This window comes from Insolitispirillum peregrinum (genome assembly GCF_900156605.1).
Taxonomy (GTDB): Bacteria; Pseudomonadota; Alphaproteobacteria; order Rhodospirillales; family Rhodospirillaceae; genus Insolitispirillum; species Insolitispirillum peregrinum.
Genome location: NZ_FTOA01000003.1, coordinates 408,496 through 421,908, shown reverse-complemented (window position 1 = coordinate 421,908; position 13,413 = coordinate 408,496). Strand labels below are relative to the sequence as shown.

Sequence of the window (13,413 nt, the reverse complement as noted above, 5' to 3'; positions counted from 1 at the left end):
ATGATCGTGGCCTGTCCCCACTGTGCCGGACTGAACCGCACGCCGCCCGACCGTGACCCCCGTCAGGGGAAATGTGGCAAATGCGGTTCAGCCCTGTTTACCGGTGCGCCGGTTGCCTTGACCGCCGCCACAGCCGCCGCCCACTGGGAAAAATCAGACCTGCCGGTGCTGGTGGATTTCTGGGCGGCGTGGTGCGGCCCGTGCCGGGCGATGGCGCCGGTGCTCGATCAGGCAGCCAGCCGTCTGGAACCCCGCCTGCGCATCGCCAAGGTTGACACCGAGGCGGAACAGGCACTGGCCAGCCGGTTCAACATCCGCTCGATTCCGACGCTGGTGCTGATGCAGCGGGGTCAGGAAGTCGCCCGTGTCAGCGGGGCCATGCCGTTCCCCGCGCTGCTCGACTGGCTGCGGCAGCATGTGGACGGAATTTAGAGCGTCTCATCCGCTTCCCCCTTGACCATACCCGGAATGGCTCTGCATCGTGGTGCGACCACCCTGTGTGCAGGAGCCCCTCTCATGACCATCAGCAGACGCCAGTTGCTTGCCGGACTGGCTGCCGTTCCCCTTCTGCGCACGCTGCCCGTCCACGCCATGGCGGCATCAGCGCGGCAAACGCTGAAGGATGGCTACGCCCGTCGTCTCAAGGGGCTGTTGGCGGACGGGGCCTTGCCCTATATTGACCTCGAAAGCTCGTGCAACTCCCGGCAGGTTGACCCCGCCGCCGTTGCCGCCGCCATGGACCGGCTGAAGATCGGTATGATGGCCTTGTCGGCAGACCCCAACCCCCAGATGCTGGCTCAGCCCGAGCTGTATGACCCGCTGGCCGCCCGGCTGGTACAGGAATTCCCGCAGCATTTCATCCCGGTTGGCAACGGCGGGCAGGAACCGGCCACCACCGATCAGGCAACGCCGTTTCTGGCCGCCCAGCAGGCAGCGGCAGAGCGCCATGATATTTTGATGTTTGGCGAATACGAATTCCGCCATTACCCCTCTCCCCGGCAGGCCAGGCGCGGCGATGAAGACCGTGACAGCGCCATTGCGCTGGATGGCCCGCTGGGAGAGAGCCTGTTTGCCCTCAGCGAGAAAACCGGGCTGGCCTTTCAGATTCACTATGAAATCGAGGATGCCCTGTTGCACGCCCTGGAGCAGATGCTGGCCCGCTATCCGAAAGCAACGGTGATCTGGTGCCATCTGGCACAAATCCGCTATATCGAACGGGCCAGCCGCTATTCCCCCGCCTATGTCAACGACCTGCTCACCCGCTTTCCCAACCTGTATTTCGATACCGCCTTTGGGTCAGCCAAATCGGTCTATCCGGTCAGCGGACAACGGCAGGCGCGGGTCTGGAACGACGGTGGTAGCCTGAAAAGCGAGTGGCGCGATGTGATCGCCGCTCACCCCAGCCGCTTTGTTGCGGCGCTGGATCTGGGGCAGGATCGTCTGGACAAGATCGACACCTATGATGGTCACCTGCGCCACTTCCTCGCCGAGCTGCCCGACGGCGTTCGCCAGCAGGTGGCCTATGGCAATGCCTGGCGCCTGCTGTTTGGGGAAACGTTCGGCTAGAGCATTGTGCGAAAAGTGGGAACCGGTTTTCGCAACAACAATGCGACAGGACAAAAGGTTAGAGCAGCGTGCCTGCGTCAGATTTAACGCACGCTGCTCTAAGGTACGCCCCCCAATCAGGTGATTTCAGACGGGTGCGCATGCATTTTCATTGCATATGAAACAAATATCCATAGCATTTTCCTATGGCTTGCAGAGCAATGTTGTCTTGGTTTCGCCCGCAACGACCCGGCACAGTCAGACCCTCAAAGGGCTGAGGGGAAGAACTCCCTGACGCTGGATAAAAACGCTTTTGCAGCGTGGCATCAGGGTGTTGCAGATATCAAACCGGCATCGCGCCCTGCTGTTCATGCCCTGTTGATGAAAACAAAACATACCGGACCCTGACCAGAACAGGGTACCCCATAAAAAACACACCCGATCAGGAGGATAACACCCATGAAGAAACTCATTCTTGGCGCCCTGACTGCCGCCGCTGTCGGACTGGCCGGGCTGCCCGCCAAGGCCGAAACCTTTGTCACCGTCCTGACCGGCGGCTCGACTGGCGTTTATTATCCGCTGGGCGTGGCACTGTCGAAGGTCTATGCCGATTACGTGCCGGAGGTGCGCACCAGCGTCCAGTCAACCAAGGCCAGCGTCGAAAACCTGAACCTGTTGCAGCGGGGCCGTGGGGAAGTCGGCTTTGCGCTGGGGGATTCGGTGTCCGGGGCCTGGAATGCCGAAGAAGATGCAGGCTTTCCGCAAAAGCTCGACAAGCTGCGGGCCATTGCCGCCATTTATCCGAATTACATCCAGATCGTCGCCCGCGCCGACAGTGGCATCACCAGTCTGGCAGACCTGAAGGGCAAGCGGATTTCGGTCGGTGCCCCCAAGTCCGGGACCGAGCTGAACGCCCGCAAGATTTTTGCCGCCGCTGGCATGTCCTACAAGGATTTTGCCAAGACCGAATACCTGTCGTTCGGGGAAAGCGTCGAATTGATGAAGAACCGCCAGCTTGACGCCACCTTGCTGTCTGCGGGTCTGGGGGTGTCGGCCATCCGCGATCTGGCCTCGACCACCGCCATCACCATCGTTGAAGTTCCCAAGGAAACCGTTGCCGCCATCAACGACCCGGTGTTCATCCCGACCACCGTCCCCGCCGGGTCCTATGACGGCGTGACCAAGGATGTCCCGACCGTTGCCATCCGCAACATTCTGGTGACCCGGTCCGACCTGCCCGACGATCTGATCTATCAGATGACCAAGTCGATGTTCGACCACCGGGCCGACCTGTTGTCTGCCCATTCTGCTGCACAGGGGATCACCCTGCAGGAGGCAACCTCTGGCCTGCCGCTGCCATTGCATCCGGGGGCGGAAAAGTTCTATCGCGAAGCCGGTATCCTGAAATAACGCCATGCACGAGGCCGGGTTTTCCCGGCCTCCATTGCCTCAGGAGCCTCTGACGCATGTCCACTCCCTCTTCTGCCGCCGCCCCCGAGCCGTTCAACGATGGCGAGGGCGGGCATATCACCCTCGGTGAGCGGGTTTCGCTGGTCGGCAAACTGATCTTTTGTCTGGCCATTACCTTTTCCGCCTGGCAAATCGCCATGGCGGCCTATTCCCCCTTGCCGTCGATCGTCATGCGCTCGATGCACGTCGGATTCGTCCTGCTGCTGACCTTCATCCTGACCGCCCGCACCTTTCGCAAGACCGGCCTGCGGGCTGCCTGGGACTGGTTCCTCGGCTTGCTGGGCTTTGCTCTGGCGTTTTACCACTGGATCTTTGAACCGGATCTGATCATGCGGTCGGGGATGCCGACCGAAACAGACATCATCGTCGGCTGCCTGATGGTCGCACTGGTGTTCGAAGCCGCCCGCCGGATGATGGGCTGGGCCTTGCCCTCCATTTGCGCCGTTTTTCTCGCCTATGCCCTGTTCGGGCAATACCTGCCGTCACCGCTCAATCACCGGGGCTATGACTTTGATCAGGTGGTGGACCAGTTGTTCCTCGGCACCGAAGGTATCTTTGGCATCCCGACCTATGTGTCTGCCTCGTATATCTTCCTGTTCATCGTCTTTGGTGCCTTTCTCGAACGGGCGGGCATCATCTCGCTGTTTACCGATGTTGCCATCGGCTCGGTCGGTGGCAGCCAGGGCGGCCCGGCCAAGGTGGCGGTGGTTTCGTCGGCAATGATGGGGACGGTCAACGGCTCGGGGGTCGCCAATGTGGTCACCACCGGCCAGTTCACCATTCCCCTGATGATCCGCATGGGGTTCAAGCCAGCCTTTGCCGGGGCGGTCGAAGCCACCGCCTCGATGGGCGGGCAGATCATGCCGCCGGTGATGGGCGCGGTGGCGTTCATCATGGCCGAGACCCTGAACGTCGCCTATACCGAGATCATTCAGGCCGCCCTGATCCCGGCCCTGCTGTATTTCGGCACAGCCTTCTGGATGGTGCATCTGGAAGCGGGCCGACTGGGGCTGAAAGGCGTCCCCAAAAGCGAACTGCCCAGCGTGCGCAATGCCTTGCGTAAAGGCTGGCCACTTGCCTTGCCGCTGCTGGTGCTGATTACCCTGCTGTTTTCCGGCTATACGCCGCTGTTCGCCGGAACGGCCGGGCTTGCCTTCACCGCCATCCTGATCGCCGGGCGGCGTCTTGGTCAGGGCATTGGCCCGCTGGTGCTGCGCATCGCCTTCTGGCTGGTGATTGGCGTCCTTGCCTCCCTCGGCCACCAGACCTTTGGCATCACCGCCATCTTCAGCCTGATCGCCGTGATGGTCGTCGCGCTGATGGTGATCAAGGGTGGACGGGAAACCCTGACCGCCATGGCCGAAGCGATGGCCGAAGGCGCCCGCAATGCCTTGCCGGTGGCCGTCGCCTGCGCGCTGGTCGGGGTGATCATCGGCACCATGACCCTGACCGGGGCCGCCACCAACTTCACCCGCGTGATCGTCGAAGTCGGTGCCGACAGCCTGTTCCTGTCACTGGTGATGACCATGGTCGCCTGTCTGGTGCTGGGGATGGGGATTCCGACCATTCCCAACTACATCATCACCTCGTCGCTGGTGGGCCCGGCGCTGGAAAACCTCGGCGTACCGCTGATCGTCAGCCACATGTTCGTGTTCTATTTCGGCATCATGGCCGACCTGACGCCTCCGGTTGCGCTGGCAGCCTTTGCGGCATCGCCGATTGCCCGCGCCTCGGGCTTGCGGATTGGCATGAACTGCTTGCGGATCGCGGTGGCGGGCTTTGTGGTGCCGTTCATGGCGGTCTATACCCCGGCCCTGATGTTGCAGGATGGCGGGCCATTGGCGCAGGACATCGGCTATCCGGCCGCTGTCGCCTATGTGGTGATCAAGGCCATCCTGTCGATTGGCCTGTGGGGAGCGGCGGCCATTGGCTATCTGACCCGGCCCCTGAGCTGGCTGGAACGGCTGTGGGCGACCGCTGCCGCCATGTCACTGGTTGCCGCCCTGCCCGCCACCGATGAAATCGGCTTTGCACTGGCCGCAACGTTCATTGGCTGGCAATGGTTCCGCCAGCGGAGCCGGGCGTGAGTGCTCTGACCCTGTGCATTGGCGTCCTGGGGGGAGCGTTACACGCTCTCCCCGGCAGCACGGCAACGTTGGCCTGGCAGCATTCGGTTGAAAAGGTCCAGTGGGAAGAACAGTGGCAAGCAACCCCGGCAGGCCTGCAGGCCGGAGACGCCCGCATCCGGGGAAGCGGCGCCGGAATGGAGCCTCCGCCCGAGGCGCGGTTTCATGACGGTTGGTATGTCTATCACCCCGACCTGCCCCCGCAGAAGGAGCTGATCATACCAGACAGCACCTTTACCGCCCCGGCCACCCTGTGCGTTGCGGACCAGTGCGCCCCGTTGGCCGCATGGGCCGGGCGTCCGGCGGGCGATACCCACCCGATCCGTCTGGGTGTTTGTTCCGGCGTTCGTTAAAACAAGAGATCAATCAGGGCAGTGTCCCGGCCAGCGGCAGGTTTTCAGGCTGCGGAACAGGTGAGGCAGTCCCACCGAGGGCAACCATCACCCCGACCACCACATTGCGTCCCTGCCAATGGGCCAGACGGGCTTCGCCTTCGATATCGACCAGCTCGCCGTTGCGCCGCTGGGCGCGGTAATGATAGCGGCGTCCGTTCAGTTCCCCGCTGGCATAGCGCCGCAAGCCTTCACCCAGGCGCTCACGATCCTCGGGGATTGCCAGATCCAAGACCTGCATTTCATCGACCAGCACCTGCGGGCAATAGCCGAAAATGTCCGCACAGGCATTGTTGACGTAGGTAAAGCGATCGCCTTCGATCATGTACAGCCCGACCACGCTCTGTTCGGTCAGGACATGGTGAACCGCTTCATCCTGCTCGCGCAGCAGCGACCGCCGTTCGATGACCAGAAACAACACGCTCAATCCCCAGGCCAGATTGGCAACGATCCCGCCGATCACGGTCATCCTGACCACCGGATGCTCAAAGAAGGCCGCAGGCGACTCCCAGGTCAACACCGCCCCGATCAACGTTCCGCCCATCACCAGCATTCCCGGCAACAGGCCAATCAGGCTCAGCAGGATCGCCTTGGTGTTGCCAATTCTTTTCCTGTTGACCAACAGGGTGTGCAGGGCACCGGTCAAGGCAAACAGCATCAACAGACGCACCACCACCACCCGGGCAGACAGGCTGGGGGTGATCCACGTCAGCCACGGAAAAGCCAGCCCGTAAGCGGTCGAAATGCTGGCGGTCCCCAACATCGGGAGTGGTTTGCCAATAAACAGCGCCACCCCCCACCAGACCGCGATCAGCGAGGAAACCGCCATCGCATTGGCCAGCAGGATGCTCAATACGTCGGGCAGAATCCCCCGCCCCATCAGCAAAAGGATCGATCCGGCCCACAGGGCATGGGCAATCGCCCACACCAGAACCGCCCGGTGACGCTCGAGCAAGCCCCACACCAGCAGCGTCATCCCTGCCAGACTCAAGGAAACAATCGTCATCAGCAGCATCGCTGTCGGCACACTGATGGTCAGCATCAACGCCTGTCTCCTTATCCGGCCCGAGCCCCTGTGCACGGGACGTTCACATGCAACGCCTTGCAAATTGCAGCAGCAAAATGCAAATCAACTGAGGCGCATTCGCAAAATGCAACGCACTTTGCAAAAACACCCCCTTCTTTACGGCTAACCCTTTTTGGGATACTCCCTGCACAAACTCTGGCAAGGCATTGAAATAACATATACTTTAGTCTAATCGCATCCTATGGAGGTATCCTGAATCGGAGTCGCGCAGCATTTCTTGCTGTTCTGAACAACCGAAGCGTTCAGTTATCCAGCATCTTCCATGCCAGCCCCCCATGCGCCCATCAAACGCACGCAAACCCTTCCCAATCCCTGGCGAGTGGGGTACAACCCCTCCCCAAACACCCAGCGCATCTGCGGGTCTTTCTTCTCTTCAATGCCGGAGGTTTCATGGCCGCCTACCAGTACATCTACACCATGCGCGATCTGACCAAGGTTTACCCTGGTGGCCGCAAGGTTGTGGAAGGGGTTCATCTGTCGTTCCTGCCGGGGGCGAAGATCGGTGTGCTCGGCTACAACGGCGCCGGTAAATCGACCCTGCTGCGCATCATGGCTGGCTGGGACAAGGAATTCAGCGGTGAAGCCCGTGCCGCCGAAGGCGTCAAGGTCGGCTATCTGCCGCAGGAACCCCAGCTCGATCCGAACAAGACCGTGCTCGAGAACGTCATGGAAGGCGCGGGCGAGGTCTTTGGCCTGCGCCAGCGTTTCGATGAAGTCTCTGCCCGCTTTGCCGAAGAGCTGAGCGACGACGAGATGAACGACCTGATCGCCGAACAGGGCGACCTGCAGGAAAAGATCGACGCCTGCGACGGCTGGGATGTCGAACGCAAGGTCGAAATCGCCATGGACGCCCTGCGCTGTCCCGATGGCGATGCCGACGTGACCAAGCTGTCCGGTGGGGAACGCCGCCGCGTGGCGCTGGCCCGCCTGCTGCTGTCGCGCCCGGACATGCTGCTGCTTGACGAACCGACCAACCACCTCGACGCCGAAAGCGTGTTCTGGCTGGAACGGTTCCTCGAAGAGTACGAAGGCACCGTGGTCGCCGTTACCCACGATCGTTACTTCCTCGACAACGTCACCAGCTGGATTCTGGAACTGGACCGTGGCCGCGCCATCCCCTACGAGGGCAACTACTCGGCATGGCTGGAGCAGAAGCAGAAGCGTCTGGAACAGGAATCGCGCGAAGAAGACGCCCGTCAGCGCATCATCACCCAGGAACTCGACTGGATCCGCGCCAACCCCAAGGGCCGTCAGGCCAAGCAGAAGGCCCGTATCACCGCCTTCGAGGATCTGGTTGCCAAGTCCAACGACAAGGCCCCCGGTACCGCCCAGATCGTCATCCCGACCCCCGAGCGCCTCGGCAACGTGGTGATCGAGGCCGAAAACCTGACCAAGTCCTTTGGCGATCGCCTGCTGTTTGAAAACCTGACCTTCCGTCTGCCGCCGGGCGGCATCGTCGGCGTGATCGGCCCGAACGGTGCCGGTAAAACCACCCTGTTCAAGCTGTTGACCGGCGCGGAAACCCCCGATGCCGGCTCGATCCGCGTCGGGGAGACCGTCAGCCTCGGCTACATCGACCAGAGCCGCGATGCGCTGGACGACAACAAGACCGTGTGGGACGAAATCTCGGACGGTCAGGACGAAATCGACCTCGGCAAGCGCAAGATCCAGTCGCGCGCCTATGTCGGCTCGTTCAACTTCAAGGGTGGCGACCAGCAGAAAAAGGTCGGCCAGTTGTCCGGTGGGGAACGCAACCGCGTCCATCTGGCCAAGATGCTGAAGTCCGGCGCCAACGTCCTGCTGCTTGACGAACCGACCAACGACCTTGACGTTGACACCCTGCGTGCGCTGGAAGACGCCCTGCTCGACTTCCCGGGCTGCGCCGTGGTCATCTCCCACGATCGCTGGTTCCTCGACCGTATTGCCACCCACATCATGGCCTATGAAGGCGATTCCCACGTCGAGTGGTTCGAAGGCAACTTCCAGGACTACGAAGCCGACAAGAAGCGCCGTCTGGGGGCCGATGCCGACCAGCCGCACCGCATCAAGTACAAGCCGGTTCATCGCTAATCCGCACGGAACAATGCGACAGAACAGAAGGTTAGAGCAGCGTGCCTGCGTCAGGTCACACGACATGACAGCAGGAAAGCAAGACCGTGGAGCGCTGCTCCACACCTCGCTGGGGCCTTAAGGCCCCAGACCCCATTCCTTTGATTATAAAAGAAAAAATGGGGGTTCGGGGCCTCAGGCCCCGAGCAGGTCCGGGCGGCAGCCCGCTTTTGTTTTCAAACTGTCGGGTATTGTGGCGTCAGGTTTAACGCTCACGGCTCTAGTACTATTGGCAAGCATATGGAACTCGGGAGGCCGTCCGCAAGGGCGGCCTTCTTTTTTTGCCAGAAAAAACACGTAAAAGTAGATTTAAACAATCATAGAATGCATTACAATCTGGCAATAATGTGGCGACACCGTGATTCGTCGCCATGATTCCGCCTTATTCCTGCCAAAAACCCACTCGAAAACTCCACTATATTAAGATTCATTCTTATCTGTACACCATATATGGACTCTGCTGGCGGCAAAATCACCATCAATAGATAATGCGGTGCATTCGCATCTGCATATTGAAAGTGACTCTCATTCCTGATATCGAGCCGTAATACCTTGTTACTCAGGGGATATTTCACTGTTTGTGAATAGACGGCTTTCGCGCCGTCGACTGGTGGGGATGACGTGGAGTGATTCAGGGCTTTCGCCTTCGGCGCATCGCGCCGAAACCCTTTTTTGTTGCCTTTTTTCTGCTGGCAACCCTGCTGATCAGCGGGCTGCCGCAGGGGTTTGGCAGTGCGCCCGCCCGCGCCGAAGAGGCCGCCAGCGATGATTTCAGCGGCGGCGATGACTTCGGCCTGACCGAAGCCGACCCGGAGCTGCCAGCCAAAATCAGGAAGTGGAACGCCGACTGCCTGTCCTGCCACAGCGAGGACGGGGTGAAAAACCCGCCGCGCGCCGGGATGGACCTGAAGCTGCTGGCAACCCTGACCCAGGACGCCCACCGCTTCGAGATGGGCGACCACGGCAAGATGGCCTGCAAGGATTGCCACACCGAGGCCTATGTGCCCTATCCGCACCTGCCCAAGGCCAAAGAAAAGATCAAGGGCTGCATCGAGTGCCACCAGCAACCGGCCAAAATCATCGAGCCGGAATTCAAGGCTTCGGTCCATTTCAAGGAACTGGGGGCCAGCTTCACCTGCCTGTCGTGCCACGAAGCCCACATCATGAAAAAGGCGTCGAAAATCGGCTCGGCACACATGGCCACCGAACAGGACAACACCCAGTGCCTGACCTGCCATGGTGATGACGCCACCTACGCCAAGTGGAAACCGAAGGACAAGCGACCGGACATGGCGGTTGCCCATGACTGGCTGCCGGAACAGGACCTGCACTTTGCGCAGGTGCGCTGCATGGACTGCCACACGCCGGTTCCCGAACTGACCCTGTCGCACACCGTGCTGCCAAAGGAAAAGGCCGTCCGCGACTGCGCCGCCTGTCACAGCGACGACGGTGAACTGGGCAAGCGTCTGTACAAGAAAATGCTGCGCGACAGCGATGACGGCTGGGGCGGGTTCCGCAACGCGCCATGGCTGGGCGAAATCTATGTGATGGGGGCCAACCGCAACCAGTGGCTGGAACTGTCGGCACTGGCGCTGGTCAGCCTGACGGCGGTGGCCATCCTGCTGCGCCTGCTGTGGCGTCGCCTGCGCCGGTCGCCCCCTGCATCCACCCCACCGGCATCCCACAGGGAGGACCGCTGATGAGCACGCCTGCGTCTTTACCGCATCTGGTGGTGGTCGGAAACGGCATGGCGGCGGTTCGCCTGCTGGAACTGCTGACCAGCCAGCCAACCCGGTCCTTCCGCATCAGCGTTTTTGGCGCCGAGCCGGTGGCGGGTTATAACCGCGTCCATCTGTCGTCGCTGCTGGCCGGAGACAAAAGCCCCGAGCAAATCCATACGCACCCGGCGTCATGGTATGCCGAGCGCGGCATCACCCTGCATCAAGGCGATGCGGTGGTGCATATCCTGCCCGACCACAGCTCCCCGGACGCCCATCAGCAGGGCGGCAGCCTGCGCACCGCCAGCGGTCATACGGACCGCTGGGACCGGCTGGTGCTGGCCACCGGAGCCGATGCCATCATGCCGCCGCTGCCGGGGATCGGGCTGGGCAATGTGGTCAGTTTCCGCTCGCTGCGCGATGTCGAAGCGATGCTGGCGGCGGCACAACAGCACCGGCACGCGGTGGTGATCGGCGGCGGAGTGCTGGGGCTGGAAGCCGCCTGGGGCCTGAAGCAGCGCGGGATGGATGTCACGGTGGTGCACATGGCCGCCACCCTGATGGAACGACTGGTCGATGCCACCGCCGGCACGATGATTGCCGATCATCTGGACCGCCACGGCATCCGCTGCCTGACGGACACTCAGGCCAGCGCCCTGCACGGTGACGGCAGGGTGCAAGGGGTTGCCCTGACCTCGGGCGAGACGCTGCCCGCCGATCTGGTGGTGGTGGCGGTCGGCATCCGGCCCCATACCGCGCTGGCGGCAGACTGTGGTCTGAACGTCGGGCGCGGCGTGCTGGTGGATGGCCATCTGCGCACCTCGCACCCCGGCATTTTTGCCTTGGGCGAATGCGTCGAATTCGACGGCCAGACCTTTGGGCTGGTCCGCCCGCTGTACGACATGGCGACCGTTCTGGCCGAGGTTCTGCACGACGGTACCCCCGCCCCGTTCACAGTTGCCGCGCAGTCCACCGTGCTGAAAATCCCCTCGCTGGCGGTGTTCTGTGGCGGGGAAGCCGCCCCGGACGAAGACCACCCCGAACGCCGCCCGCTGGTCCACCACCAGCCGGACGAGGGCATTTATAAAAAGGTGGTGCTGCACGCCGGTCGGGTGCTGTCGGCGGTGCTGATCGGCGAAACCGGCAACAGCAGCCAGCTCAGCCACTGGATCGCCAGCGGCAGCGATGTCGGCCACCTGTGCGAGCGGTCGGTTCTGCACGGAGCGGTCGAGGCCACCAGCGGCGAGATGATCATCTGCCAGTGCGCCGCCCTCACCCGTGACAGCCTGCAAGCGGCCATCCGCGATCAGGGGCTGACCACCGTCCCGCAACTGACCACCGCCACCCGCGCCGGGGCCACCTGCGGGCAGTGCGTGCCGCAGTTGGCCCGCCTGCTGGACGAAACCCTCGGACGCGACAGCAGCGCCGAGATTGCCGCCCTCGAACAGCGCACCCATGCCATGCGGCGGGGCTTCACCTGGTGGCACCGGGTGCATTCAACCCTGATGAGCCTGCTGCTGCTCACCGGACTGGCGCTGCACTTCCCGCACTCGCCGTTCAATCTGGTCGGCATCGAATGGTCGGCGGACCTGCATGAATGGTCCGGGCTGGCAGTCAGTGTCGGCTTTCTGGTGTTCATCGCCCTGACCCTGATCTACCAGCGCCGCTGGTCGTGGAGCCTCGACAGCGTGGCGATGTTCGCCTTTGTCCCGTTGATCGTCGCCAGCGGGTTGGTGTTCTGGTGGCCCGAGCTGATCCCGCACCAGTTTGCCGCCGTCCGCTCCACCGCCTGGGTCGCGCTGGCGCACATGGCCTTTGCGGTGCTGGTCACCTGCTACCTGCTCCATCACCTCAGCCACGCGCCGTTTGTGTGGTGGAAAAAACGCCGGGCCATGCGCCCGCTCTCCATCCGGTCAGGTCCTGAACAGAAATCCTTTAGTCCGAACTCCCTGACTCCAGCGGGGCGTCCTGCGTTTCGCATCCGTTCGGCTTTTTTTGACAGAGGTTGTGCAAATGAACATCACTGATCTTCTCAAATACAGCGCGAGCGGCCTCCTGCTGGCAGCGGCTCCGGTCGCATTCGCCTCGCCCGCGCTGGCCATCGACTGGTCCAGCGTGCCGGGCAAGGACATCGTGATGCTCTATCCCGGACAAACGTCGTGGGAATGGAACCTGACCACCGCCGACCATTCCGCCGCCGATAAATTCAAGGCGGGCAAGAACTGCATTGCCTGCCATGCTGGCGAAGAAAAGACCCAGGGCGACCTGATGGTGTCGGGCAAAAAAGCCGAACCAACCCCGATCCCCAGCTTCCCCGGCCATGTGGTGTCGAACGTCAAGATGGCCTATGACGCCAGCGCGTTCTATATCCGCTTCCAGTTCAAGGAACCGGCCTCGCCCGATACCAGGATGGACCCCAAGGCCCCGACCAAGGTGGCGATCATCTTTAACGATGAAGCGGTCAAGGAAGGCGTGCGCGCTGGCTGCTGGGCCAGTTGCCACGAAGACAACAGCTCGATGCCCACCGCCAACGGTGCCAACCGCACCAAATACCTGATGAAGACCCGCGCCAAGCTGACCCGCGCCGGTGGCGGCGATGCCCTGAAGCCCGATGCCGATCTGGCCGAACTGAAGGCTGCCGGTTACATGCAGGAATGGTGGCAGGCCCGCCTGACCCCGCCGAACAAGGCCGAAGCCATCGGTGGCGAGATTTTTGATACCCGCGCCGAACTGCCGGGACAATTGACCTCGACCGCCAGCTATGCCGATGGCACCTGGACGGTGGTGATGCAGCGTCCGCTGGCCGCTCCGGCGCCGTGGCGTCCGCTGGTCGAAGGCAAGCCCTATACCTTTGGCATTTCGGTCCACGTCGGCCATTCCGACAAGCGGTTCCATCACACCTCGTATGAATACACCTTCGCCCTCGGGCAAGGCACCGCTGATCTCATCGCCGCCAAGCAATAGGA

General features: G+C 62.1%; 10 protein-coding genes. 9 read left to right on the top strand and 1 reads right to left on the bottom strand.

From position 1 onward, the window contains the following. The 5 genes from trxC (at position 1) to BW995_RS09620 (ending at position 5,494) form a co-directional block, all read left to right on the top strand. Positions 1 to 432, top strand: coding sequence for a thioredoxin TrxC (gene trxC / locus BW995_RS09640; RefSeq protein ID WP_076400018.1), 432 nt, complete (start codon positions 1 to 3; stop codon positions 430 to 432). A gap of 84 nt (positions 433 to 516) precedes the next feature. Then, entirely contained in the window at positions 517 to 1,566 is a 1,050-nt protein-coding gene (locus BW995_RS09635; RefSeq protein ID WP_076400016.1) for an amidohydrolase family protein, read from the top strand. A gap of 438 nt (positions 1,567 to 2,004) precedes the next feature. Further along, positions 2,005 to 2,955 carry a TAXI family TRAP transporter solute-binding subunit gene (locus BW995_RS09630; protein WP_076400015.1) on the top strand — a complete coding sequence of 317 codons (951 nt, stop codon included), beginning with the start codon at positions 2,005 to 2,007 and terminating at the stop codon, positions 2,953 to 2,955. A gap of 56 nt (positions 2,956 to 3,011) precedes the next feature. Beyond that, positions 3,012 to 5,102 (top strand): TRAP transporter permease, encoded by a 2,091-nt coding sequence (locus BW995_RS09625; protein WP_076400013.1) that lies wholly within the window; start codon positions 3,012 to 3,014, stop codon positions 5,100 to 5,102. Then, complete coding sequence (locus BW995_RS09620) at positions 5,099 to 5,494, top strand: DUF1850 domain-containing protein (protein WP_245821380.1); 396 nt, start codon at positions 5,099 to 5,101, stop codon at positions 5,492 to 5,494. The genes BW995_RS09625 and BW995_RS09620 overlap by 4 nt, the downstream gene beginning before the upstream one ends. A 13-nt stretch (positions 5,495 to 5,507) precedes the next feature. Here BW995_RS09620 and BW995_RS09615 read toward each other — a convergent pair whose 3' ends face one another. Beyond that, positions 5,508 to 6,575: a PAS domain S-box protein gene (locus BW995_RS09615; RefSeq protein WP_076400012.1), complete on the bottom strand. Its 1,068-nt coding sequence runs from the start codon at positions 6,573 to 6,575 to the stop codon at positions 5,508 to 5,510. A gap of 435 nt (positions 6,576 to 7,010) precedes the next feature. On the opposite strand from BW995_RS09615, the gene ettA reads away from it, so the two are divergent. From ettA to BW995_RS09595, 4 genes are all read left to right on the top strand, one after another. Beyond that, positions 7,011 to 8,690 (top strand): energy-dependent translational throttle protein EttA, encoded by a 1,680-nt coding sequence (ettA, locus tag BW995_RS09610; RefSeq protein WP_076400010.1) that lies wholly within the window; start codon positions 7,011 to 7,013, stop codon positions 8,688 to 8,690. Positions 8,691 to 9,355: 665 nt separating this feature from the next. Then, positions 9,356 to 10,429: a cytochrome c3 family protein gene (locus tag BW995_RS09605; RefSeq protein WP_076400009.1), complete on the top strand. Its 1,074-nt coding sequence runs from the start codon at positions 9,356 to 9,358 to the stop codon at positions 10,427 to 10,429. Further along, entirely contained in the window at positions 10,429 to 12,474 is a 2,046-nt protein-coding gene (locus BW995_RS09600) for an FAD-dependent oxidoreductase (protein ID WP_076400007.1), read from the top strand. Before BW995_RS09605 ends, BW995_RS09600 begins: the two co-directional genes overlap by 1 nt. Beyond that, positions 12,461 to 13,411, top strand: coding sequence for an ethylbenzene dehydrogenase-related protein (locus BW995_RS09595; protein ID WP_076400006.1), 951 nt, complete (start codon positions 12,461 to 12,463; stop codon positions 13,409 to 13,411). The genes BW995_RS09600 and BW995_RS09595 overlap by 14 nt, the downstream gene beginning before the upstream one ends. Positions 13,412 to 13,413 lie beyond the last annotated feature (2 nt).

Bases quoted from the DNA above. Each gene is read 5' to 3' on its own strand.
- BW995_RS09600 (WP_076400007.1), top strand. From the start codon at position 10,429: ATGAGCACGCCTGCGTCTTTACCGCATCTGGTGGTGGTCGGAAACGGC.
- trxC (WP_076400018.1), top strand. From the start codon at position 1: ATGATCGTGGCCTGTCCCCACTGTGCCGGACTGAACCGCACGCCGCCC.
- BW995_RS09615 (WP_076400012.1), bottom strand. From the start codon at position 6,575: ATGCTGACCATCAGTGTGCCGACAGCGATGCTGCTGATGACGATTGTT.
- BW995_RS09625 (WP_076400013.1), top strand. From the start codon at position 3,012: ATGTCCACTCCCTCTTCTGCCGCCGCCCCCGAGCCGTTCAACGATGGC.
- BW995_RS09630 (WP_076400015.1), top strand. From the start codon at position 2,005: ATGAAGAAACTCATTCTTGGCGCCCTGACTGCCGCCGCTGTCGGACTG.
- ettA (WP_076400010.1), top strand. From the start codon at position 7,011: ATGGCCGCCTACCAGTACATCTACACCATGCGCGATCTGACCAAGGTT.
- BW995_RS09595 (WP_076400006.1), top strand. From the start codon at position 12,461: ATGAACATCACTGATCTTCTCAAATACAGCGCGAGCGGCCTCCTGCTG.
- BW995_RS09635 (WP_076400016.1), top strand. From the start codon at position 517: ATGACCATCAGCAGACGCCAGTTGCTTGCCGGACTGGCTGCCGTTCCC.